General features: G+C 62.9%; 18 protein-coding genes. 9 read left to right on the top strand and 9 right to left on the bottom strand.

Annotated features, from left to right (window positions below):
* Positions 1-35: 35 nt before the first annotated feature.
* Both LCM4573_RS24280 and LCM4573_RS24275 read left to right on the top strand, forming a co-directional pair.
* Complete coding sequence (locus LCM4573_RS24280) at positions 36-995, top strand: methyltetrahydrofolate cobalamin methyltransferase (protein WP_071009108.1); 960 nt, start codon at positions 36-38, stop codon at positions 993-995.
* Positions 996-1,032: 37 nt separating this feature from the next.
* On the top strand, positions 1,033-3,069 hold the full coding sequence (locus LCM4573_RS24275) for an ASKHA domain-containing protein (protein ID WP_071009106.1): 2,037 nt from the start codon (positions 1,033-1,035) through the stop codon (positions 3,067-3,069).
* 7 nt (positions 3,070-3,076) lie between these two features.
* Here the strand turns inward: LCM4573_RS24275 and LCM4573_RS24270 are convergent, their stop codons facing one another.
* On the bottom strand, positions 3,077-3,973 hold the full coding sequence (locus LCM4573_RS24270; RefSeq protein WP_071009105.1) for a LysR family transcriptional regulator: 897 nt from the start codon (positions 3,971-3,973) through the stop codon (positions 3,077-3,079).
* Positions 3,974-4,187: 214 nt separating this feature from the next.
* On the opposite strand from LCM4573_RS24270, the gene LCM4573_RS24265 reads away from it, so the two are divergent.
* Positions 4,188-4,400 (top strand): hypothetical protein, encoded by a 213-nt coding sequence (locus tag LCM4573_RS24265; protein WP_046792540.1) that lies wholly within the window; start codon positions 4,188-4,190, stop codon positions 4,398-4,400.
* A 222-nt stretch (positions 4,401-4,622) separates the two neighbouring features.
* Positions 4,623-5,654: a GlxA family transcriptional regulator gene (locus LCM4573_RS24260; protein ID WP_071009103.1), complete on the top strand. Its 1,032-nt coding sequence runs from the start codon at positions 4,623-4,625 to the stop codon at positions 5,652-5,654.
* Between the two features lie 97 nt (positions 5,655-5,751).
* Here the strand turns inward: LCM4573_RS24260 and LCM4573_RS24255 are convergent, their stop codons facing one another.
* The 3 genes from LCM4573_RS24255 to LCM4573_RS24245 all read right to left on the bottom strand — a co-directional run bounded on the left by LCM4573_RS24255 (position 5,752) and on the right by LCM4573_RS24245 (position 11,972).
* Positions 5,752-6,603 (bottom strand): response regulator, encoded by an 852-nt coding sequence (locus LCM4573_RS24255; RefSeq protein ID WP_071009101.1) that lies wholly within the window; start codon positions 6,601-6,603, stop codon positions 5,752-5,754.
* Between the two features lie 151 nt (positions 6,604-6,754).
* Positions 6,755-9,268 carry an FAD-dependent oxidoreductase gene (locus LCM4573_RS24250; RefSeq protein ID WP_071009100.1) on the bottom strand — a complete coding sequence of 838 codons (2,514 nt, stop codon included), beginning with the start codon at positions 9,266-9,268 and terminating at the stop codon, positions 6,755-6,757.
* Positions 9,269-9,428: 160 nt separating this feature from the next.
* A complete protein-coding gene (locus LCM4573_RS24245; RefSeq protein WP_244505404.1) occupies positions 9,429-11,972 on the bottom strand; it encodes a mechanosensitive ion channel family protein in 2,544 nt (847 codons plus the stop codon).
* A 159-nt stretch (positions 11,973-12,131) separates the two neighbouring features.
* On the opposite strand from LCM4573_RS24245, the gene LCM4573_RS24240 reads away from it, so the two are divergent.
* Positions 12,132-12,383 (top strand): GlsB/YeaQ/YmgE family stress response membrane protein, encoded by a 252-nt coding sequence (locus tag LCM4573_RS24240; protein WP_071009096.1) that lies wholly within the window; start codon positions 12,132-12,134, stop codon positions 12,381-12,383.
* Positions 12,384-12,385: 2 nt separating this feature from the next.
* On the opposite strand, the gene LCM4573_RS24235 is transcribed toward LCM4573_RS24240, so the two are convergent.
* The 5 genes from LCM4573_RS24235 to LCM4573_RS24215 all read right to left on the bottom strand — a co-directional run bounded on the left by LCM4573_RS24235 (position 12,386) and on the right by LCM4573_RS24215 (position 16,125).
* On the bottom strand, positions 12,386-12,943 hold the full coding sequence (locus LCM4573_RS24235; RefSeq protein ID WP_071009094.1) for a DUF924 family protein: 558 nt from the start codon (positions 12,941-12,943) through the stop codon (positions 12,386-12,388).
* Between the two features lie 16 nt (positions 12,944-12,959).
* Positions 12,960-13,451, bottom strand: a complete 492-nt coding sequence (locus LCM4573_RS24230) for a heme-degrading domain-containing protein (RefSeq protein WP_071009092.1) — start codon at positions 13,449-13,451, stop codon at positions 12,960-12,962.
* Positions 13,452-13,529: 78 nt separating this feature from the next.
* Complete coding sequence (gene msuE / locus LCM4573_RS24225) at positions 13,530-14,090, bottom strand: FMN reductase (protein WP_071009090.1); 561 nt, start codon at positions 14,088-14,090, stop codon at positions 13,530-13,532.
* A gap of 127 nt (positions 14,091-14,217) precedes the next feature.
* Entirely contained in the window at positions 14,218-15,606 is a 1,389-nt protein-coding gene (locus LCM4573_RS24220) for an FAD/NAD(P)-binding protein (RefSeq protein WP_071009089.1), read from the bottom strand.
* A 156-nt stretch (positions 15,607-15,762) separates the two neighbouring features.
* Positions 15,763-16,125, bottom strand: coding sequence for a response regulator (locus tag LCM4573_RS24215; RefSeq protein ID WP_071009087.1), 363 nt, complete (start codon positions 16,123-16,125; stop codon positions 15,763-15,765).
* Between the two features lie 304 nt (positions 16,126-16,429).
* Here LCM4573_RS24215 and LCM4573_RS24210 point away from each other — a divergent pair, with 304 nt between their 5' ends.
* The 4 genes from LCM4573_RS24210 (at position 16,430) to LCM4573_RS24195 (ending at position 21,331) form a co-directional block, all read left to right on the top strand.
* Complete coding sequence (locus LCM4573_RS24210; protein WP_071009230.1) at positions 16,430-17,065, top strand: TerC family protein; 636 nt, start codon at positions 16,430-16,432, stop codon at positions 17,063-17,065.
* A 134-nt stretch (positions 17,066-17,199) separates the two neighbouring features.
* Complete coding sequence (locus tag LCM4573_RS24205) at positions 17,200-18,588, top strand: cytochrome c (protein WP_071009085.1); 1,389 nt, start codon at positions 17,200-17,202, stop codon at positions 18,586-18,588.
* Positions 18,588-19,091 carry a (2Fe-2S)-binding protein gene (locus LCM4573_RS24200; RefSeq protein ID WP_071009084.1) on the top strand — a complete coding sequence of 168 codons (504 nt, stop codon included), beginning with the start codon at positions 18,588-18,590 and terminating at the stop codon, positions 19,089-19,091. The genes LCM4573_RS24205 and LCM4573_RS24200 overlap by 1 nt, the downstream gene beginning before the upstream one ends.
* Positions 19,091-21,331: a xanthine dehydrogenase family protein molybdopterin-binding subunit gene (locus LCM4573_RS24195; RefSeq protein ID WP_071009082.1), complete on the top strand. Its 2,241-nt coding sequence runs from the start codon at positions 19,091-19,093 to the stop codon at positions 21,329-21,331. The genes LCM4573_RS24200 and LCM4573_RS24195 overlap by 1 nt, the downstream gene beginning before the upstream one ends.
* Positions 21,332-21,366 lie beyond the last annotated feature (35 nt).

The following is a 21,366-nucleotide window of genomic DNA, read 5'->3' as shown; positions in this document are numbered from 1 at the left end:
AGCCGGCAGCAGGAGCCGGCGTCCCGGAGGACCATATGACCCGCACCATCGTCGCATCCGCCACCCGCGAAGTCGTGATCGGTTTCGATCAGCCCTTCTGCGTGATCGGCGAGCGGATCAATCCGACAGGCCGCAAGAAGCTGGCCGCGGAAATGATCGAAGGCAATTTCGATACCGTCATCAAGGATGCGCTGGAGCAGGTCGCCGCCGGCGCGACGATGCTGGACGTCAACGCGGGCGTCACCGCCGTCAACCCGAACGAGACCGAGCCGCCGCTGCTCGTTCAGACGCTGGAAATCGTCCAGAACCTCGTGGACGTGCCGCTTTCCATCGACAGTTCGGTCTCGGCCGCGATCGAGGCGGCACTGAAGGTCGCCAAGGGCCGGCCGCTCGTCAATTCCGTGACCGGCGAGGAGGAGAAGCTCGAGGCCATCCTGCCCCTCTGCAAGAAATACGACGTGCCGGTGGTGGCGATCTCCAATGACGAGACCGGCATTTCCCAGGACCCGGACGTCCGCTTCGCGGTGGCGAAGAAAATCGTGGAGCGGGCGGCCGATTACGGCATCAAGAGCCATGACATCGTGGTCGATCCTCTGGTGATGCCGATCGGCGCCATGGGCAGCGCCGGCCAGCAGGTCTTCGCGCTGCTCCGGCGCCTGCGCGAAGAGCTGAAGGTCAACACGACCTGCGGCCTCTCCAACATCTCCTTCGGCCTGCCGCACCGCCACGGCATCAATGCCGGCTTCATCCCGATGGTGATCGGCGCGGGCATGACGTCGGCGATCATGAACCCCTGCCGCCCACAGGAGATGGAGGCGGTACGTGCGGCGAACGTGCTGAACGGCACGGACGCGAATTGCTCGAACTGGATCATGACTTATCGCGACTACAAGCCGGCCGAAGGCGGGGCCGCCGCTGCCTCCCCGATGCCTGCCGCCGGCGGCCGGCGGGGCGGACGCGCGGCGCGGACTGGCGCCGCAGCGAGGATGGAGTAGGAAAAGAGGCCCCTCAACCGCTTGAGGACAACATTAAATGAACGACGCGCCTTCGAAACCACTCGTCCTCTTCATGCCTTCCGGCAAGCGCGGCCGTTTTGCTGTCGGCACGCCGGTGCTGGAGGCCGCGCGCCAGCTCGGCGTCTATGTGGAGAGCGTGTGCGGCGGGCGGGCGACCTGCGGCCGCTGCCAGGTTTCCGTGCAGGAAGGCCGGTTCGCCAAGCACGGCATCAAATCGGCCAACGACCACCTTTCACCCATCGGGCCGAAGGAAGAGCGCTACGACCGCGTGCGCGGCCTGCCGGAAGGCCGGCGCCTCTCCTGCTCCGCCCAGATCCTCGGCGACCTCGTCATCGACGTGCCGCAGGACACGGTCATCAATGCCCAGGTGGTGCGCAAGGCCGCCGACGAGCGCGTCTTCGACCGCAATTCGGCAATCCGCATGTGCTATGTCGAGGTTGAAGAGCCCGACATGGAAAAGCCGCTCGGCGATCTCGACCGGCTGAAGGCAGCCCTTGCCGCCGACTGGCATCTCGAAAATCTCGAAGTGGATTTCCACCTGATCCCGACGGTTCAATCCATCCTGCGCAAGGGCGAATGGAAGGTGACGGCGGCGGTCCACAAGGACCACGACGATGCACATCCGCGCCTCGTGGCGCTCTATCCGGGCTTGAAGAACGAAGCCTACGGGATTGCCTGCGATATCGGCTCCACGACCATTGCCATGCATCTCTCCTCGCTGCTTTCGGGCCGCACTGTCGCCTCGGCCGGCACATCCAACCCGCAGATCCGCTTCGGCGAGGACCTGATGAGCCGCGTCTCCTACGTGATGATGAACCCGGACGGGCGCGAGGCGATGACGCTTGCAGTACGCGAGGCGGTGAACAGACTGATCGACAAGGTCTGCGCCGAGGGCGGCGTTTCGCGGGAAGACATTCTCGACAGCGTCTTCGTCGGCAATCCCATCATGCACCACCTCTTCCTCGGCATCGATCCGACGGAACTCGGCGGCGCGCCGTTCGCGCTCGCCGTTTCCGGTGCCGTGCATGTAAAATCCTCCGAGATCGGCCTGCCGATGAACCCCGGCACCCGCACCTATATCCTGCCCTGCATCGCAGGCCATGTGGGCGCAGATGCCGCAGCCGCAACCCTTTCGGAAGGCCCCCATCGGCAGGACGAGATGATGCTGCTGGTCGATATCGGCACCAATGCGGAAATCGTTCTCGGCAACGCCGCCCGCACCGTGGCGGCCTCATCCCCCACCGGCCCGGCCTTCGAGGGCGCCGAAATCTCCTCCGGCCAGCGCGCAGCGCCTGGCGCCATCGAACGCGTGCGCATCGACCCGATAACCCTCGAACCCCGCTTCCGGGTGATCGGCATCGAGCCCTGGTCGGACGAGCCGGGATTTGCCGAGGCCGCCGCCGCGGTCGGCGTGACCGGCATCTGCGGCTCCGGCATCATCGAGGTGATCGCGGAAATGTATCTCGCCGGCATCATTTCCGAAGAYGGCGTGGTGGACGGATCGCTCGCGGAGCGCAGCCCGCGCATCCTGCAGAACGGTCGGACCTTTTCCTACCTGCTTCACGACGGCGAGCCGCGCATCACCGTGACCCAGAATGACGTACGCGCCATCCAGCTCGCCAAGGCGGCGCTCTATGCGGGCGTGAAGCTTCTGATGGACAAGCTTGGGATCGGCCATGTCGATCGCATCGGCCTTGCGGGGGCCTTCGGCACCTTTATCGATCCGAAATTTGCGATGGTGCTAGGGCTGATCCCCGATTGCGACCTCACGCGCGTCAAGGCTGTGGGCAATGCCGCCGGAACGGGCGCGCGCATGTGCCTGCTGAACCGCAGCTATCGTCGCGAGATTGAGGAAACCGTCAGGAAGATCGAGAAGATAGAGACGGCTCTTGAACCGAAGTTTCAAGAGCATTTTGTGCATGCGATGGCGCTGCCGAACAAAATCGATCCCTTCCCGAACCTCGCGGTTGCCGTGACCTTGCCGGAGCGCAAGGTGCTGGCGGACACGGCCGGCGAAGGCGGCGCCCGCAGACGCCGCCGTTCTCGCGAATGAGAAAAGATCAGGCCGCCGCGGCGACGAAGGAGCCGAAGGCCTCGCGAATGCTTTGAGCCACCGCCTTGGCGGGGTTCGAAAGCTGAGGCGCGGTCAGCAGCCGTATGTCGAAGTTCAGCAGTTCCGGCAGGCCCTCCTTCGGTCCGAGGATCTGCATGTCCTCGGTCACGTAGGAAAGCGGGAAAGGCGCGATCGCAAGATCAGAGACCACTGCGGCGCGCTGCGCCATCGTATGCGCGCTGGCATAGGCGACGCGATAGGGGCGTTTGTGCTTTTCAAGCTGTGAGATCGCATCCTGCCGCCAGACGCAGCCATCTTCCCAAACGGAGATCGGCAGCGGATCGCGCAGATAAGCCGTGCCGCATTTTGCACCCGCCCAGACCAGCTTTTCGCTATGGATCACCTCGCCGATCGTCGGGAACGGCCGCGTGGCGCAATTGATGAGCGTCAGATCGAGCCGCTGTTCATCCATGCGCTTGCGAAGCTGGATGCTCTGGTCGACCGTGACATCCACCATGATACCGGGGAACGCTTCGCCGAAATGCTTGAGCACCCGCGGCAAGATGCGTTCGGCGATGTCATCCGGCGCACCGAGACGCACCACGCCCGAAAGCTCCGGCATCACGAAGCGGGATACGGCTTCATTGGAGAGCGCCAGCATGCGCCGCGCGTAAGAAAGCAGCATCTCTCCATGCTGAGTGAGCGTGACCGAGCGGGCATCGCGCAGGAAAAGCGTCGTCTTCAACTGCTCTTCGAGCTTCTTGATCTGCATCGACACCGCAGACGGTGTACGGAATACGGCCTCGGCGGCTGTGGAGAAATTGCCGGTCTCGGCGATCGCCACGAAGGTTCTGAGTACATCATTGTCGAGAAGCGGCAGCGGGGGGCGGAACGGCACTGTCATGACACGTCTCTTTCAATAAATTTGAATTTAAACACCATATCATTTCGTTTGATTGAAAGTCAACCAAGGAGCATATTCGGGTCATCGGATTGAGCCCGCATATGCGACCGACACGGAAACTGAAGAGGTCGCTTCATTCTCATCCGATCGATTGATGAATTGGCCTGGCCCCACTCCCGACGATGCCGGCCCATCAAGTCCAAGGAGAATTACGATGACCACGATCAGCTATCATGGAAGCCACGGGCGTCCGTCTCCGCTTTCCGCGCTTTTCCGCAACGTGACCGATCTTCCGGCACGGCTTCAGCACGAATGGCGCTTGCGCCAGACCCAGAAGATGCTGGAATCCCTTCCCGCAGAGATTCGCAAGGATATCGGATGGCCCACGAGCGACGCCAGCAACCCCGCCGACCTGCGCGGACGCTGAATGCTCCATGACCCGCGGCATGAAGGCGGCGGGTCATGGATTCCTGCCGGAAAACACGCTTTTTTTCTTGTACCGAGGCTCCGCGACCACGCGCCTTGATGTCGCAAAAATGTCATCTGCGAGACGCTTACCCCTCTTTTCCGTTAAAGCTTTCCGTGTCACTGTCGCTTTTGAACTATTTGCCAAGCCGCGATGAACGGCAGTCAAAAGGGAACAGCGGTCATGGATATATCAAGCAAGGCTCTCCCCCCCAAGAAGCGGTCCATCGTCTTCTTCCTAGTGCCCAATTTCACCATGCTGCCGTTCTCGGCGGCAGTCGAAACCCTCCGGATCGCCAACCGGATGCTGGGTTATTCCGCCTATACCTGGCGGCTCTGTTCCGCCGATGGCCAGAAGGTCTATTCCTCAAGCGGCATCGCGCTCGAGGCAAACTCCTCCCTTGCCGACGAGCGCCGCAATCTCTCCGGCGAGAACCGGCCGGACATGGTGCTGGTCTGTTCCGGCGTCTACGTGGAAGAACACAACAACAAATCGGTCAATGCCTGGCTGCGTGAAACCTACAATCGCGGGATCGCGGTCGGCAGCCTCTGCACGGGCGCGCATGTGCTCGCCCAGGCGGGCCTCCTGAACGGCAAGCGATGCGCCATCCACTGGGAAAACCTGCCGGGCTTTGCCGAAGCCTTTCCGCAGGCGGAAGTCTATGCCGATCTCTACGAGGTGGACGGCAATATCTATACCTGCGCCGGCGGCACCGCCTCGCTCGACATGATGCTGAACCTGATCGGTCAGGATTTCGGCGAGAACCTCGTTAACCGCGTGTGCGAGCAGCAGCTCACGGACCGGGTACGCAACCCGCATGACCGCCAGCGCCTTCCGCTTCGCGCGCGGCTCGGCGTGCAGAACTCCAAGGTCCTCTCCATCATCGAACTGATGGAAAACAACCTTTCCGAACCCCTGTCGCTGGTGGAAATCGCCGAGGATGCGGGCCTCTCGCGCCGCCAGATCGAGCGCCTGTTCCGCCAGGAAATGGGGCGCTCCCCTGCCCGCTACTATCTGGAAATCCGGCTCGACCGCGCCCGGCACCTGCTCGTACAGTCGTCCATGCCGGTGGTGGAAGTGGCGGTCGCCTGCGGCTTCGTCTCCGCTTCGCACTTCTCCAAGTGCTATCGCGAGGTCTACAACCGCTCGCCGCAGCAGGAACGCGCCGAGCGCAAGCTGACGATGAGCACGTCGCGCCTGGGCGTGGCGGCCTGACGGCTGACAGGCGGGCGCGCATCGTGCCTGCCTGAATTTCCCGCCTCAAGCAAATGGGAGCGCAAGGCGGCGGTACTTTCAGCCGCGTCGCGAAAGGTCAGGCCGCCCCCCTGATGCCCTCGCCTTCCGCTATCCTCGCCTGCATGGAACGTATCTGGACCAGCGTGTCGAGGTTCTGGTTGACGCGGCAGTAGAATTCCTCGTCGATGAAGGGGCGCATCATGAAATCGTTGCCGCCGGCCTTGAGGAACCGCGCCGAGAGCAGGCGGTTGGCGGATGACGAGACTCCGATGACGCGCAGCTCATGCGAACCGCGCACCGAGCGGATGCGCCGCGTCAGCTCGAAACCATCGATATCGGGCATGTTGTAGTCGGTGACGACGAGGCCGATATCGGCGTTCTTCTTGAGGATATCGAGCGCCTTTGCGCCGTTATCGGCGGTGCTGACCCGGAAATTGTAGCGCTTGAGGCGGCTGGAAAGCAGCGCGCGAGCGGTCGGGCTGTCATCGACGATCAGAACGTGGTGCCGATGGTTGGTGAGGAAGCGGCAGACGGATTCGGCCAGCATCTCCACCGCGAAGACGTTGTCCTTGATGATATAATCGACGATGTCCTTGGAAAGCAGCTTGTCGCGCGTCTCCTGATGGAAAGTTCCGGTGAAGACGACGGTCGGGATCGACAGATCGATCAGATATTCCAGCGCCTCGCCGTTTTCCGCGCCCGGCAGGTTGATGTTGGAAATCGCGAGCGTCACCGGYTCGGTGGAGCGGTCATAGGCGAGTTGCAGGTCCTCGAAATTCCTGCAGATCTCCACCTCGATGCCGAACAGTTCCTTGAGCCTCGTGCCGATCATGGATGTGAAGACGTTGGAATCCTCCACAAGCAGGATGCGTGAGTTTGCCAGAGATTGGCCGGAATACTGCATCCCGGAAATGCCGAGGAATGTCATGCTGCCCCCAGTGGAAAAAGAAAAAGTCCCCTGAGGAGAGCGGTAGCGGCAACGCTTTGCGGAAGCGTTAATCCGAGCAAAACTCAGCTTCCCGGAATCATAAAGGCGGCCCGCAAGCCGCCTTTATCGTCAATGGTTTGTTACCGTCCGCTCAAGCGCGCAGGACCGCATTTTCGGTATCGAACGGGCTCTCCGGCACCACGCTCGCCTCATAGAGCGTGCCGAGAATCCTGATCTTCACGCGGCTGCCGACTGCGGCATATTCCGGCTTCAGCATCGCGAGCGCCACCGACTTGCCGATACGCCAGCCATAGCCGCCGCTTGTCACGCGGCCGATCAGTTCGCCGGCTTCGTTGTAGATCGCCTCGGAGCCGCGGGCATCCACATCCTTCGTTCCCTCGACGATCAGTGTCGCGAAGTTCCACTTCAGGCCCCTCTCCTTGTAGGCGAGAAGCGCATCCCGGCCAATGAACGGCTTTTCCGGGCGAATGAAGCGGTCGAGGCCGGATTCATAGGCGTTGTATTCGATCGACAATTCGCGGCCCATGTTGCGATAGGATTTCTCCACCGCCATGGAGACCATGGCGCGGATGCCGAAAGGCTTGATGCCGAACTCGGCGCCCGCCTCCATCAGCCGGTCGAAGATATAATTCTGCATCTCGATCGGATGGTGCAGTTCCCAGCCGAGCTCGCCCACGAAGTTGACGCGAAGCGCATGCGCCGTTGCCACGCCGACGGAGATCTTCTTGGCGGTGAGCCAGGGGAAATCCTTGTTTTCCAGGCTGGTGCGGGTGAGCTTCCTCAGCACGTCGCGAGACTTCGGGCCGGCAAGGACGAGCACACCGTATTTCTGCGTGATCGGCTGCAGCGTGACCGAACCGTCCTTCGGCGCAAGGCGCCACAGGAGATCGTGGTCATGCGCTTCAAGCCCGCCGGCGGAGACGAGATAGAAGCGGTTCGGCGCCCATTCATAGACGGTGAATTCGGCCTTGACGCCGCCAGCCGGCGTGAGGACATGGGTGAGCGCGATGCGGCCCCGCTTCTTCGGCACGGCGTTGGCGAGAATCGAGTCGAGCCAGGCGCGCGCACCAGGGCCGGAAACCTCCATCTTCGCGAAGGGCGACATGTCGAGCACGCCGACATTCTCGTGAACGTTCCTCACCTCGTTGCCGACATGCTCGAAATAGTTCGAGCGGCGGAAGGACCACTTCTCGACGATGCGGCCGTCTTCAAGCGGCGGGGCATGGTTGTGATTGGTGATGACATCGGCACCGACGCCGAGCTGATCCTTCGGCACTTCATAGCCTTCGGGCGCATACCAGTTGGCGCGCTCCCAGCCATAGACGGAGCCGAAGACGCCGCCGAGCTTCTTCAGACGGTCGTAGATCGGCGTCGTCTTCAGCGGACGGGCGGCGGCGCGCTCCTCGTCAGGATAGTGCATAGTGAAGACGTTGGCATAGGCCTCCTCGTTCTTGGCAATGAGATAGCCTTCCGTCGCATAGGGCCCGAAACGGCGCGGGTCGACGCCCATCAGATCGACGGTCGGCTCACCGTCGACGATCCATTCGGCAAGCTGCCAGCCGGCGCCGCCGGCGGCGGTGATGCCGAAGGAATGACCTTCGTTGAGCCAAAAGTTCTTGAGGCCGGGCGCCGGGCCGACGATCGGGTTGCCGTCCGGCGTATAGGCGATCGCGCCGTTATAGACCTTCTTGATTCCGACTTCCCCAAACGCCGGAACGCGGGCGATGGCGGTCTCGATATGCGGCATCAGGCGGTCGAGTTCTTCCTGGAAGAGCTCGTATTCGCTCTCGTCGGAGGGGCCATCGACATAGCAGACGGGTGCGCCGACCTCATAGGGACCGAGGATCAGGCCGCCCGCCTCTTCGCGCATGTACCAGGCGCTGTCGGACTCGCGCAGCACGCCCATTTCCGGAAGCCCCTGGCGGCGGCGCTCCTGGATGGCCGGGTGCGGCTCGGTGACGATGTACTGGTGCTCGACGGGAATGACTGGGATGTCGAGGCCGACCATCTCGCCGGTCTTGCGCGCGAACGAACCCGTGCAGGAGATGATGTGCTCGGCGGTGATCTCGCCCTTGTCGGTGGTCACCTTCCAAAGGCCATCCGCCTGCTGCTCGATCGCCGTGACGGTCGTATTGCGGTAGATGGTGGCGCCGCGATCACGGGCGCCCTTGGCGAGCGCCTGGGTGAGATCGGCCGGCTGGATATAGCCGTCGTCGGGATGTTGGATCGCGCCGAGCAGACCATCGGTCTCGCAGAGCGGCCAGACCTCCTTCACCTGTTCCGGAGTGAGGATGTTGACCTTGACGCCGATCGTCTCGGCGATGCCGGCATAATACATGAACTCGTCCCAGCGATCCTTGGTGCGGGCGAGGCGGATGTTGGACACCTTGGAGAAGCCGACATTCATGCCGGTCTCTTCCTGAAGCTCCTCATAGAAGCGGACCGAATACTTGTGAAGCTGGCCCACCGAATAGGAAAGATTGAACAGCGGCAGCAGGCCGGCGGCATGCCACGTGGAGCCCGACGTGAGCTCCTTGCGCTCGATCAGGACGGCATCGCTCCAGCCCTTCTTCGCAAGGTGGTAGAGCGTCGAAACCCCCACCACGCCGCCACCGATCACCACAGCCCGCGCATGCGTCTTCATCAAAGGAAATCCTCTCTGGAACGGAGCGGGCGGCCTTGACTTCCCGCCATCCGTAAAAACTGAGAGGACTATGCAATTCCGGCGGTTTCGCCAAACGCCTGATTACGACATGGGGAAAGCTTGACCGCGACGGGCGCCCGAAATGGCGCACACCGGCCGTCTAAGCCCCGCCCCGCACGTCGTCTTCCGGCTGCTCGGAAACCATCGGCTTGCCGCGGTGGAAAACGATCTCCTGCTGCGGGAACGGTATTTCTATACCTTCCTTCTGGAACCGCTGCAGGATGGCGATGCGCAGATTGTTGCGTATCCTCAAGCCCTCGCCGATATCCGGAAGATGGAAGCGCAACTCGAAATCCAGCGAGGACGCACCGAATCTCATGAACTCCACATGCGGCTCGGGAATGCGCAGCACTTCCGGCACTTCGTTCACGAGTTCCAGCAGGATATCTATCACCGTCTGCGGATCGGTGCCGTAGCTGACCGAAACCGGTATCTCGGAACGCTGAATCCTGTTCCTGTGGGTCCAGTTGCCGACCGCGGCGTTGATGAGATCGGAATTCGGAACGATGATCGACTGCTTGCGGAAGGTCTCTATCTCCGTGGCGCGGACCGAAATGCGCTTGACGATGCCTTCCGTCGTTCCGGTGACCACATGGTCGCCCACCTTGAACGGGCGCTCCACCAGCAGGATCAGGCCGGAAACGAAGTTCGACACGACGTTCTGCAGACCGAAACCGATACCGACCGAAAGTGCGGAGGCGACGAGCGCGAAGCTCGAAAGATCGATGCCGGCAGCGGAGACGCCGACCAGCACCGCCAGCCCGACACCGAGATAACCGATGCCGGTCTTCACGGAGTTTCGCACGCCCACATCCACCTGGCTGCGCGCCATGATGTTGCCGTCGATCCAGTTCTGTACCCAGYGGGTCAGCACATAGCCGGCGCCGAAGACGAGGATGCCGCCGAATATGCCGATCAGCGAAATCGAGATATTGCCGATGCGGAATCCGGTGAAGAAGCGGTAGACCCAGGATTCGATATCCGCGAGCTGGAAGCCCCAGGTGAACAGGATCAGCGGAATGCCGAAGATCAGGGCGAGCGCATAGATCCCGAGGCCCGCGGCCAGTCCCGCCTGATCGAGCGCCACTTCGCCGAACCGGAAACGCTCGGCGAGCCGCTTGCCGACGACCGTATGCGCAAACGCACCCTGTTTGGCCACCGCCTTGCCGGACAGGATGCCGATATAGATGGTGACCACAACCGCGCCGGTGAGCACGATCTGGGTGGAAGCGAAGCGGGCGAAGCCGACATAGCCGGTGATGACCGCAAAGATGAGCAGAAGGCCCATCAGCCGCAGCAGGATCGTTATCAGGCGCGGCCATGGAGCGCCCGGCGCATCCGGATCACTTCCCTCTTCCAGAACCGGCTTCAGGAATGAAAGCGCGATCAGGATAAAACCGATGACGGTCGAGGCGATCAGGCTCTTGACGATGGTCAGGACCAGAGGAGAGTTCAGCGCCTCGCTGATCGTGCCCAGAAGATAATCCAGGCCGTTGACCGCCGCCATGCCGAGCACCGCCCAGCTCAGCAGCCGCGCGCCATTGTTCGTCAGCCGCACCAGCCGCCAATCGGGATCGCCCGGTGAAAGCACGGCGTAAGTGAGCCGCCAGACGAAGCCCACGAACCAGATCAGGCCGGCGAATGCGGCGATGATCGGAGCGATATCCGGACGCAATACATTGAAGCCGTCGAGGAAGAGGAAGGACGCCACCAGAAAGGCGGTGAGCGAAATGTTCTGAATGACCGTCGACCAGAAGGCGACGGAAAGGCGTTTGATATAGGAGGGTTTGTCTATACCGTTTTCACGGCGGATGAAGCGGCCAAAGAGCCGATACCCCCCGACCAGGAAAAGGAGCGCGGCACCGATGGATAATACGATCGCTCCGAAAAGCTGAGGCGTCTTGTAGCGCCATGCGAAGCTGAGCCAGCTGCCGAGGGTGTTCCAGAAATTGCCCACCTCATGGATGAAAGCCTGGCCTGCTTCGGTGAAAAGCTCGGGCGTCAGCTCCGTGTGGCGGAACAGGGTCTGGGTGAAGAGCGCGCGACGCAGATTGGTGATCGTATTGGCGAGCTGGTTGGCGCTATTCGAAAGGTTCGTCGCATCATCGACGATGGTGTTGATCTGCGCGCGCTCGTTCAGTAGCCGGTTTCTTTCCTCTGTCACAAGCGGAGGCTCCGGCGGCTGCCCCTGCTGAGGCGGCTCTCCCAGGTCCGTCAGACGGGCCTGAATTTGCTGGATACGGGTGTTGAGCGATTCCGTCGCAGCGCGCATCTGGCCGACGATTTCCTCGGCTTCGAGGCGCAACTCGGCCAGACGCGCATCATCCTGCGTATCTTCCTGCACCCTTTCCCTGAAGTTCGTCAGGCGCTCGCGGATTGCCTGAAGCTGTTCACGCATCCGCTCGTTGATCGAGTCGACGGTCACGTCCGCCGTGGCGGTTTGAGCTGCGGTTTGAGCCGGGGCCGGCGTCTGGGGTTGAGGAGCCGCCGCCTCCGGCTGGGCTGCCGGCGGTGCCGCAGGCTGCTGCGCCGTTGCGGAAAACGGGATGAAAAGCTGCGTGGCAAGGAGGGCGCAGCAAAGTGCCGCAATCAGCACGCGCGACGCGCGCCGTGCTCCAAGATGGGTCGTGCTGGTATCGGCCAAGGCGTTTCTCTTCTCTTCCCTCGCGATTCGGCGGGAAAATAGAACGACTTCAAGGCGAAGAAAAGGAATGTGCCCGCAGATATGAAGCCCGAAGGCACCCGGAACCATACAACATCAACGCGCGTTAGGTCGGGGGACCATCAACAAAGGAACAGATACATGGAAGACGCAGGCATCGGCTGGATCGCGGCCATCATCATCGGCGGCATCGCCGGCTGGCTCGCAGAGCAGTTCATGAAGAGCAATATGGGCCTCCTCATGAACATTCTGCTCGGCATCGTGGGCGCGATGGTCGCCAATGCCATCCTGGGCTTGTTCGGAATAGCGCTCGGCGGATGGATCGGTTATCTCATCGCCGGCTTCATCGGCGCCTGCATCCTGATCGTCATAGGCAGGGCATTCCGCCGATAGTTTCAGAACCCCGCGCCGGGCTTCGACAGATAATCGAGTTCGGCGCTCGTGGATTCCCTTCCGAGAAACCGATTGCGGTGCGGAAACCGCCCGAACTCGCTGATCACCGCGCGGTGACGCTCGGCGTAATCCAGATATTCGGCATCGCCCAATGCCTTGAAAAGGTCCACGGAACGATCCTGATCACCCGGATCTTCGGAATGCTCGAAGGGCAGATAGAAGAAGCAGCGCTTTTCCGGCGTGACGCCGAGATCCGCCCCTGCCTCGACGGCAAGCTTCGCCTCGCGCAGCGCGAGCCAATCCGCCGCGAAGGCGAGCGGCGTGCCCCGATAGATATTGCGCGAAAATTGGTCCAGCACGACGATGGCGGCAAGACGCTCATCCGGTGAGGACCGCCAGGTTTCCGCCTCGCCGCGCGCCAGTGCCAGATGCGTGGCGGCAAAGCGGCCGCGTATCGTTTCATCGAGCCCCTCGCCCGGCGCGAACCATTGTTCGCGGCTCAACTCCTCGAACCAGAAGGAAAGCACTTCTTCCGGCGTCTTCACCAAATCTGTGGACACGCGCCTCTCCCTCCGTTCAATCGAGCTTGAGCCCGGCAATATCCTTACCCAGGATTTTCGCGAGCGCCTCGACCACCATGTTGTGATCCTCGCGCTGCGGCAGGCCCGATACCGTAACCGCGCCGATGCAGCCGGTGCCGGTCACGAAAATCGGGAAACTGCCACCGTGGGCCGCATAATCGGCCGAAGCGAGACCGTATTTCCCCTCCATCGTGGCATTCTGCTTGGCGAGCGCGAGCCCTATTGCGTAGCTCGAACGGAAGAAGCGCAGCGCGACTGCACGCTTGCGGCGTATCCATTGGGCATTGTCCGGCGTCGAACCCGGCATGGCGGCATAGAAGGCAGGCATGGAATGGAGCTGCACGTCGATCGCCACGCCAAGACCCCGCTCTTCCGCCATTTCCCGGAGCAGCGATCCGAGCTTCCAGGCGGTCCTGAGATCGAAATGCTCGAAACGGAGCGCCTCTTCCTGTTCGGAAATGCGGGCGATATCCTCGTCTACAGCCATGCCTTGCTCTCCCATTTTACAGAGCCGGCATTGATGGCCGCAAAGACGGGGAAAGTAAAGCTGCGCCGCCGGCCTCTTCTATTCGGCGGCCACGAGATCGCTGCCGGCATCCGGGAAGAAAGCCGAAAGCTCCGCGACGGCCTGGCCGACTCTCTGTAGAAGCTCACCGGACGTGATCCGGTAATCGGCAAAATCGCGATCGGATGCGTAGACCGCCGTCGGCAGCGTATGCGCCATGAAGAAGCCGAAGAGCGGCCGAAGCTGATGCTCCACCATCAGCGCGTGCCGGTCTCCCCCGCCCGTCGCGGTGATGATGACCGGCTTGGCGCGGAGCTGATCGGGATCGATCAGGTCTATGAAATGCTTGAAAAGGCCGGGATAGCTGCCCTTGAAGGTCGGAGCGCCGATTACCAGCACATCGGCGGAGACGATCTCCTCCAGTATCCGCGCGCCATCGGCATCCAGGCCGGAGCGATGCTGCGCCAGCCCGAGCGAGGGGCCGACATCGGTGAGATCGTAAACGGAGGTCTCGAAGCCATATCGCCCGGCCGCACGGGCTGCGACATGGTCGATGAGCGCGAAGGTCTTCGAAGGGCGGTTGTAGCTGCCGGCGAGCCCGACCAGTTTTCGAGACGACATCAGATTTCCCTCTCGATCTATCGGGAACAGATTAGCGGCGCCCACCTCCATTGAAAGAAATGGAACTTCCGGCGGCGACCCGCGGAAGAGAAAATCATGCTCAGGGTGCGGCGGCAGGGCCGGGATATTACCGTGCGGATGCGACGCGCCGGGAATTCAGGTCCACGTCCGTCGCGATCGTCTCCGCCACGCGCTGGGCCTGAAGGCGGATATCCGGCACGGCGGTGATTTCCCAGAACTGTCCCGCTGTCAGCGCTCCGGCCGCGTACAGCCCCGGCTGGACCTGCCCGTCCGGCGCAAGCACATGCGACCGCGCATCGACACGGATGCCGAGACCCAGTTCGTCCATGGCTATCATGTCACGCGCCCGCATTGCCTGAAGCAGCGGCGAATGACCGATGCCGGCGCGCTCCATGCCCGTACAGTTGACGATCCAGTCCGTATGGAAGGAGGCGATATGGTCGCTCCCGCGCTGACGATAGCGGATTTCGGCGCCCTCGCCGGAAGGCTCCATGGCCTGCAGAAAACCGGCATGCACGGTCACCGTGCCGTCCCTCGTGAGCGCATCGAAACGCGAGGCAATCTCGGGCGCGATGCGGTGGCGGTGGATGTTCCACCAGGCGAGTGCATGGCGCAGGAAACGGGATCGCTGCTCCTTCGAAAGCTCCTGCCAGAGCGCCTGGGTCCCAGGCCTCAATCCATCCATCACCCCGCGCCAATCGGCCCCTTCCCTCACCTGGCCGCGCAGATTCTTGAGAATGGCGCTGATCTCGCGGCTATCATCGGGCAGCGCTGGCTGAACAGGCGTGGAGCGGCGCAAGAGGTGCGCATGCGGCACGAGTCCGCGGCGCGAAAGCACATGGATGCGGCCGCGATGCCCCCGGCCGCGCAGCGCCAGAACCTGATCGATCATCGTCAGGCCGGAACCGAGAATGCAGACATCCTCACCGCGCCGGACCCTCGAAAACCAGCCGAGTCGCCACGGGTTCTGGACGATGCGGGGGAGAACCTCACCGGCGATTCGCTCCGGCTTCAGCGGCAGGTCGGCATTGCCGACGCCGAGGCAGAGGACGACGTTTCGCGCCGCGAGCTCATTCCCGTTATCCAGGCGGAAGACGATGCGGCCGTTCTCCGAGCGGATGCATTCGGTAGCCTTGGCCTTGATGAACTCGACCTGCGCGCGGTCGCGGCGGGACCGCAGCAGCGAGGCTAGCGTATCGCGCAGATAGAGCCCGTAGTCACCACGGGTGGCGAAATCGTCCGGCGTCACCGTCCTGCCCCGCCGCCGAAGCCATTCGACGAAATCATCCGGCGCATCGGGGAAGACGCTCATGCGCGCGGCCGGGACGTTCAGCCGATGCAGGTAGAATTCGGTGCGATAGGCGGTTCCGCGGCCGAAACCCGGATCGTCCCCCACCACGGCGATGGTGGAGGATGGGGGCAGAAGGTTCAGGAGGTTGATGGTCAGGGCGATCGCGGAAAATCCGGAGCCGACGACGGCGACATCATGGATCAAGCACACTCTCCTCGTTATTGCGCAAGCGAAAGGGCTGCCATGAACCCGCGCCGAGGATCGAGTTTCCTCCTCCCGCAGGCGCGGCCTCATCTCTACCAATCTAATAGAGATTAGGAAGGAGTAAAGGCCGATTTCTCGTGCCGGCTCGAACGGGAGCTAACGAACGAGCGAATGGATGGAGGAAAGAAGCATTTCGTGAGCGTAGGGCTTGGGCAGGAAGACTGCATTTGCAGGCAGCAGCATGGGATCGAGCCGGTCCACCCCGGAGGTCATGATGATCCCGACATTCGGGCGCAGCGCCCGCACTCGACGGGCAAGCTGGATACCGTCCATGGAACCTTTCATGTTGACGTCGGTGAGCACGACGTCGATATCCGGGCGGCTGCGAAACAGGGCGAGAGCCTCCTCGCCATTTCCAGCCTCGAGCACCGAATGACCGACCTCTTCCAAGACGTCGAGCACCGTGAAGCGGATGAGCGGCTCATCCTCGACAATCAGCACGACAGCACTTGGCAGCATCCCAAGCCTCCGGTTCCAGGCCTTTTCGGGCCGCAGTATCGGCGTCGCTTTTCTATTCGGCAGAGCGCCCCTCGACCTTTGTCACCACAAAGTCCCTGATAATATAGGAGAAAATGGGGCTGCTGGCACCCCCTGCCCTTTACGGGCTTTCGAGGACGCAAACGCGCCGGCTCGAACGGCAGCCCCAGCCGAGCGGCGGATGCGCTCATTTTTTGCTTGCCAAGCGAGGCGAAATATCTTGTACCACCATGCGGTCGCGATCGACCACCGTTCAAAACATCGCCATCCAAGTAAAAGCCTCATCATGGAAATCTTCACCGCGGCCGGTTTTTCGGCGCTCCTTCAGGTCATCGCCATCGACCTCGTTCTGGCGGGAGACAACGCCATCGTCATCGGCCTTGCAGCGGCCGGCCTCCCCGCCCACCAGCGCAACAAGGCGATTCTCGTCGGCATCATCGCGGCCACGGTCCTGCGCATCTCGTTCGCGACGGTCACCGCCTATCTGCTCGGCATCGTCGGGTTGCAGCTCCTCGGCGGCCTGCTGCTCGCATGGGTCTGCTGGAAGATGTGGACGGAACTGCGATCGGCCGACCAGAGCGCCGCACATGCGCTATCCGCCGAAGAGGCCGAGGAAACGAACGTTCCGCGCAAGACCTTTCTCCAGGCGGCGACCCAGATCGTCATCGCCGACGTCTCCATGTCGCTGGACAATGTTCTGGCGGTCGCAGGCGCTGCCCGCGAACATACCTCGGTGCTGATCATCGGCCTCATTCTCTCGATCGCGCTGATGGGCCTTGCGGCCAACCTGGTTGCACGGCTCCTCCACCGCTATCGCTGGATCGCCTATGTCGGCCTTGCGGTGATCGTCTATGTCGCCGGCAACATGATCTATCACGGCTTCGTCGAAGTCTGGCCGCACATGCAGCAATGGCTCGCGTGATCCGGCGCTGAACGCTTCCGCAGAAGACCCGCCCGCTCCATGGCGCGGCGGGTCTTCTTTTTTGACTGCCCTTTGACCAGAGGGGAACAAAATTTCCTTCCACGCGTTCGGCAGCAGCGGGTGGAGGCCTCTGCATGCGCATAATCAGGGCATTCTCGTTTCTGTTGACCCTTTTGCTGGTCGCAGCCGTCGCATTTCTGTTCGTCGCCTGGCGATCCGAAATACCACCCGACGAAGAGGCCGCGAGCACCGCCCATCCCCCGGAACTGGTCGCCAAGGGCGCGCAGCTTGCCGCCGTCGGCAATTGCATCGCCTGTCACACGGTGCCGGGCAAACCGGCATTTTCAGGCGGGCTTGCGGTGCCGACGCCCTTCGGCACCATCCATTCGACCAATATCACGCCCGATCCGGAGACTGGGATCGGGCACTGGAGCGAGGCGGCCTTCGAACGCGCCATGCGCGAAGGCGTCGACCGCGACGGCAATCATCTCTACCCGGCCTTTCCATACGACCATTTCACCTGGGTGACGCCAGAGGACAACAAGGCGCTCTATGCCTTCCTGATGACCCGCCAGCCGGTGAAGGCGGAAGCGCCGGACAACCGGCTGACTTTCCCCCTGGAGTTCCGGCCGCTGCTTGCCGGCTGGAAGCTGCTCTTCTTCCGCAAGGGGCAATTGCAGCCCGATCCCGGCCAGAGCGCGGAATGGAACCGCGGACGATACCTATCCGAGGGTCTGGGGCATTGCGGCGCCTGTCATACGCCCCGGAACTCGCTCGGGGCGGAAGACACGGAAAGGCATTTCGCAGGCGGAGAAGCGGAAGGCTGGCAGGCCTACGCGATCGACGAAAACTCCAAGGCGCCCGTTCCCTGGGACGCGGAAAGCCTCGCCTTTTATCTGCGCAACGGCTGGCACGAACTGCATGGCGTCTCGCGCGGACCCATGGCGGAGGTGACGGGCAACCTTGCGCTTTTGCCGGATAGCGACATTACGGCGATCTCCATCTATGTCGCCTCGCTGATGGGCGAGCCTTCTCCCGAAAGGCAACAGAAGGCCGAGCAGCTCCGCGCACAGTTCGGCGGCGGCCGCATCATACAGGCTTCCGACAGCCAGAGGCAGCCCGCCCCCGCAGCATCCGGCCATCTCGGAGCGGTGATCTATCAAGCCGCCTGCGCCACCTGTCACGAGAGCGGCCGCCAGCAGCCTTTCGGCGGCTTGAATTTCGCGCTCAGCACCGCCGTTCACGCGCCCAATCCCCAGAACGTCGTCAATGTGACGCTGTTCGGCCTGCCGCCGGCCGACGGCAAGGCGAGCGCGGTCATGCCGGGCTTTGCCGCCATGTTGACCGATCGGCAGATCGCCGACCTGCTCGCCTACATGCGCGAGCGGTTCTCCGACGAAGCGGCGTGGCCAGATCTGGAGGCTCAGGTCGCGAACACGCGCTCGGGCAAATATCACGTCGCCGTCCGTCCATCGGACGGGATCGAGAGGGCGCCGCACAATGTCGGCGCGGAGGAGGAGTAATGGCCATATCGCTGAAAGTGAACGGCGAGGATAAGCGGATCGATGCCGATCCGGCCACGCCCCTGCTCTACGTGCTCAGGGACGATCTTGCCCTCAATGGCGCGAAATATGGTTGCGGGCTTGGCCAATGCGGTTCCTGCATGGTGGTGGTGAACGGCGAAGCGGTGCTTTCCTGCATGACACCTGTCATGCTGATGGAGGGCCGTGAGATCGCCACCGTCGAAGGCCTGGGCACGATCGAGGAGCCTGGACCGCTGCAGCAGGCCTTCATAGAGATGCAGGCCGCGCAATGCGGTTACTRCATTCCCGGCATGATGATGAGCGCCCATGCGCTTCTGCGCAGGAATGCCAATCCGAGCGACGAAGACATTCGCCAGGCACTCGGCACCAATCTCTGTCGCTGCGGCACGCATATGCGCATCATGGCGGCGATCCGCCGGGCCGGCGAGCTGATGCAGGCCGCGGGCCTGCCCGCCGCCTCGGGCGAAGGGAGGACGGGCTGATGGATACGCTCGAACCCCGGATCACGCGACGCGGGCTTATGGCAGGCACCGGCGCGCTGGTCGTCAGCTTTTCCATGGGCCGAGCTCTCGCGCAGGAGACAGCACCCCAGCCCGCCGCTCCTCAGCCGCCTGCGCTGCCCGGCAGCCTCGACGACGAGCGTTTCCTGGATTCCTGGATTCGCATCGATGCCGACAATGCCGTGACGGTGTTCACCGGCAAGGCAGAACTCGGCCAGGGCGTCCGCACCGCTCTCCTGCAGGTGGCGGCAGAGGAATTGGAGACGGACCCGAAGGACATCGAACTCGTGACCGCCGATACGGGCCGCACGCCGAACGAGGGTTTTACCGCGGGCAGCCAGTCCATGCAGAACAGCGGCACAGCTATTCGCAACGCCGCCGCGCAGGTGCGCGCCATCCTGCTGGCGGAAGCCGGCCGCCGCTTCGGCGTGCCGCCCGAAAGCCTGAAAGTGGAGAACCGGACGATCACCGCGCAGGACGGCAGAAGCGTGACCTATGGCGAACTCGTCTCCGGCCAGATCCTGCATGTGGAGGCCCAGCCGCAATCCCCGCTGAAGGACCCCGGCAGCTTCCGCTACATGGGAAGGCCGATGCAGCGCGTCGATATTCCCGGAAAGGTTACGGGCCAGCCTGCCTATGTGCACGACCTTCGGCTTGAAGGGATGCTGCATGCGCGCGTTGTGCGCCCGCCGAGTGCTTCGGCCCAGCTAAGCGAACTCGACACGACCTCGATCGAGGCCATGCCGGGCGTCGTCTCCGTGGTACTGGACGGCAACTTCCTGGCGGTCGTCGCGGAGAAGGAATTTCAGGCGATCAACGCCATGCGGGCGCTTTCGGCCGCCTCCCGCTGGGAGGAAAAGGAAACGCTGCCCGACCAGAACGATCTTCCCGCGGCATTGCAAAGCCTGGAGCGGGAGGTCGGAACCGTGGCCGAGGCCGGCAACATGCCGAGCTTCACCGGCAAGATCTTTGCGGCGACGTTCACCCGCCCCTACCAGATTCACGGCTCGATCGGACCGTCCTGCGCCGTCGCGCATATGAAGCCGGACGGTACGCTGGATGTCTGGTCCCATACGCAGGGCGTCTTTCCCGATCGCGCGGCGATCTCCGAAATGCTCGGCATGCCGCCTGAAAAGGTGCGCGTCATCCACATGGAGGGCTCCGGTTGCTACGGCCATAACGGTGCCGACGATGCGGCGGCCGATGCAGCGCTGATCGCGACGAAACTGCCCGGCCGGCCGGTGCGGGTGCAATGGATGCGGGAGCAGGAGCATAGCTGGGAACCCTATGGCCCGGCCATGCTGGTGAAGGTCAAGGCCTCTCTCGACGAAGCCGGCAAGATCGCCAACTGGGGCTACGATCTCTGGAGCAATACGCATTCGACGCGGCCGGGAGGAGCGCCCGCACTTCTGGCGGCGCGGCACAAGGCACAGCCTTTCCCGCCCGCGCCCGCCAAACTGCAGATCAGCCCTTCGGGCAATGGCGATCGCAATGCCGATCCGCTCTACACCATCGCCAACAAGCGCGTGCTCTGGCATTTCCTCCCGGACATGCCGTTGCGCGTCTCGGCCCTTCGTGCCCTTGGCGCCTATGCCAATGTGTTCGCCATCGAAAGCACGATGGACGAGCTGGCCATCCTTGCCGGCGCCGATCCGGTGGAGTTCCGGCTGAGACATCTGGAAGACCCGCGCGCCCGCGACGTGGTTCAACTGGCGGCGGAGCAGTTCGGCTGGTCGAACATGCCGATGCCGCGCAATCGCGGCCGGGGTTTCGGCTTCGCCCGCTACAAGAACCTCGCCGCCTACATGGCGGTGGCGGTGGAAGCGGAGGTGGAGCCGGAGACGGGGCGCGTCCGGATCGTACGCGCGGTCTCGGCGATCGACAGCGGCGAAGTGGTCAATCCCGACGGCATCCGCAACCAGACGGAAGGCGGGATTTTACAGACGATAAGCTGGACGCTCTACGAGGCGGTGAGCTTCGACCGCACGCGCATCACCAGCACCGACTGGTCGAGCTATCCGATCCTGCGGTTTGCGAGCATTCCCGACAAGGTGGACGTCCATATCGTCGGGCGGCCGGGTCAGCCCTTCCTCGGGACGGCGGAAGCCGCTCAGGGGCCGACGGCGGGCGCAGTCGGCAATGCGGTCCGCAGCGCCACCGGCAAAAGGCTCTACGACCTGCCTCTGACGAGAGACAGGGTGCGAGCGGCGATCGCCACGTGAGATCCTCACCGCCCGGGCTTTGACTTTTGCCGCCC

Origin of the sequence: Rhizobium sp. LCM 4573, from assembly GCF_001854865.1 — a bacterium.
Classification (GTDB): Bacteria; Pseudomonadota; Alphaproteobacteria; order Rhizobiales; family Rhizobiaceae; genus Neorhizobium.
The sequence above is the reverse complement of the archived record's forward strand: the minus strand, read 5'-3'. Positions and strand labels throughout refer to the sequence as shown.

What these genes read in the sequence shown, in the direction of transcription:
- LCM4573_RS24250 (WP_071009100.1), bottom strand. Translation starts at nt 9,268, where the DNA reads ATGAAGACGCATGCGCGGGCTGTGGTGATCGGTGGCGGCGTGGTGGGG.
- msuE (WP_071009090.1), bottom strand. Translation starts at nt 14,090, where the DNA reads ATGTCGTCTCGAAAACTGGTCGGGCTCGCCGGCAGCTACAACCGCCCT.
- LCM4573_RS24205 (WP_071009085.1), top strand. Translation starts at nt 17,200, where the DNA reads ATGCGCATAATCAGGGCATTCTCGTTTCTGTTGACCCTTTTGCTGGTC.
- LCM4573_RS24230 (WP_071009092.1), bottom strand. Translation starts at nt 13,451, where the DNA reads ATGGCTGTAGACGAGGATATCGCCCGCATTTCCGAACAGGAAGAGGCG.
- LCM4573_RS24210 (WP_071009230.1), top strand. Translation starts at nt 16,430, where the DNA reads ATGGAAATCTTCACCGCGGCCGGTTTTTCGGCGCTCCTTCAGGTCATC.
- LCM4573_RS24265 (WP_046792540.1), top strand. Translation starts at nt 4,188, where the DNA reads ATGACCACGATCAGCTATCATGGAAGCCACGGGCGTCCGTCTCCGCTT.
- LCM4573_RS24195 (WP_071009082.1), top strand. Translation starts at nt 19,091, where the DNA reads ATGGATACGCTCGAACCCCGGATCACGCGACGCGGGCTTATGGCAGGC.
- LCM4573_RS24280 (WP_071009108.1), top strand. Translation starts at nt 36, where the DNA reads ATGACCCGCACCATCGTCGCATCCGCCACCCGCGAAGTCGTGATCGGT.
- LCM4573_RS24215 (WP_071009087.1), bottom strand. Translation starts at nt 16,125, where the DNA reads ATGCTGCCAAGTGCTGTCGTGCTGATTGTCGAGGATGAGCCGCTCATC.
- LCM4573_RS24270 (WP_071009105.1), bottom strand. Translation starts at nt 3,973, where the DNA reads ATGACAGTGCCGTTCCGCCCCCCGCTGCCGCTTCTCGACAATGATGTA.
- LCM4573_RS24260 (WP_071009103.1), top strand. Translation starts at nt 4,623, where the DNA reads ATGGATATATCAAGCAAGGCTCTCCCCCCCAAGAAGCGGTCCATCGTC.
- LCM4573_RS24240 (WP_071009096.1), top strand. Translation starts at nt 12,132, where the DNA reads ATGGAAGACGCAGGCATCGGCTGGATCGCGGCCATCATCATCGGCGGC.